Source organism: Neisseria sp. MVDL19-042950 (assembly GCF_030504625.1).
GTDB lineage: Bacteria > Pseudomonadota > Gammaproteobacteria > Burkholderiales > Neisseriaceae > Neisseria.
Window position 1 is genome coordinate 1 of the sequence record NZ_JAUKWH010000031.1, and the last position, 974, is coordinate 974.

Annotated in this window: 2 protein-coding genes; both read right to left on the reverse strand. The window is 38.5% G+C overall.

All coding sequences use genetic code 11. From position 1 onward, the window contains the following. Positions 1-25: 25 nt before the first annotated feature. Entirely contained in the window at positions 26-433 is a 408-nt protein-coding gene (locus Q0X97_RS11795; RefSeq protein ID WP_302067758.1) for a hypothetical protein, read from the reverse strand. A gap of 167 nt (positions 434-600) precedes the next feature. After that, positions 601-974, reverse strand: a 374-nt coding sequence (locus Q0X97_RS11800) for an RHS repeat-associated core domain-containing protein (protein WP_302067759.1), incomplete at its 5' end; no start/stop codon positions are given.

Consider the following 974-nt stretch of genomic DNA (forward strand, 5'->3'; position numbering starts at 1 on the left):
GCCGACAAATACGCCGTCCATCAGATCACAGCAAATCAACTATAGGCAATTCGAGGATATCTTTCGTAGTCAGTTTATCAATTTTCTTTTCAACAAGGGATAACTTTCTTTTTTTTGGAAGTTTATTATCTTGAAAAGAATATTCGTACATTTTCATATCCGTCTTATCATAAACATATCCATAATAATTATCCTGACTATTCTCATCTTCAACAAAATTCATGAAGAATATTTTATTATTTCGAGGCAATTTCTCTGTTATTGCATTGTACAAATTTGAGACTTCGTTCATTATAAAATCGGTACAATCCAAAACACTTTCTAATAAAATTTCATTAGTCAGCTCTTGAGGTTCCATTTGTTCAACTCCTATCTTTTCAAGGCGGTAATTACTCTCCGCAAAATTCCCATACTTCTTGCTCCCGTCTGACATCTACCACACATCGGTCTCGTAGCTGCGATTGATTCAATTTTCGCCCCTTGTCTCCTTGCTTCTCTCATTAGTTTTCGCTCTGCATCATTCAAATGGTTTTTATTACTTCTATGAAGATTGTTAATGACCTTATCAGCACCTGCTATCCTCTGAAGTGCTTTTGATACTCACCCTTTTTTCCCTGCGGATGCCATCCAAATTTCACTACGGCCAGAACTTGTCGTTACTCTTGCCAATGCATAAGTTGTACGAGGACGATCTCCCTCAGGCATAGCAGCTGCAACTCTTGTAATTCTATTTAACAAATCTGGGTCTGAATGCAATCCAAGCCAATCAACCCATCCCTGAACATTTGGCGCGAAAAAATACAGATTATCCCCGCCCCATAACCCAATCGGGTCTTGGTTGGTAAAACGTCCTGTCTCTGCTTCGTAGTAACGGAAGAAGTTATAGTGAAGCCCTATTTCTTGGTCAAAATACTGGTTTTGAAGCCTGAAAGGCTGATGAACGTTTTCATAGATGCGTTTTTCAGATGTAAGGA

Bases quoted from the DNA above. Each gene is read 5' to 3' on its own strand.
- Q0X97_RS11795 (WP_302067758.1), bottom strand. From the start codon at position 433: ATGTCAGACGGGAGCAAGAAGTATGGGAATTTTGCGGAGAGTAATTAC.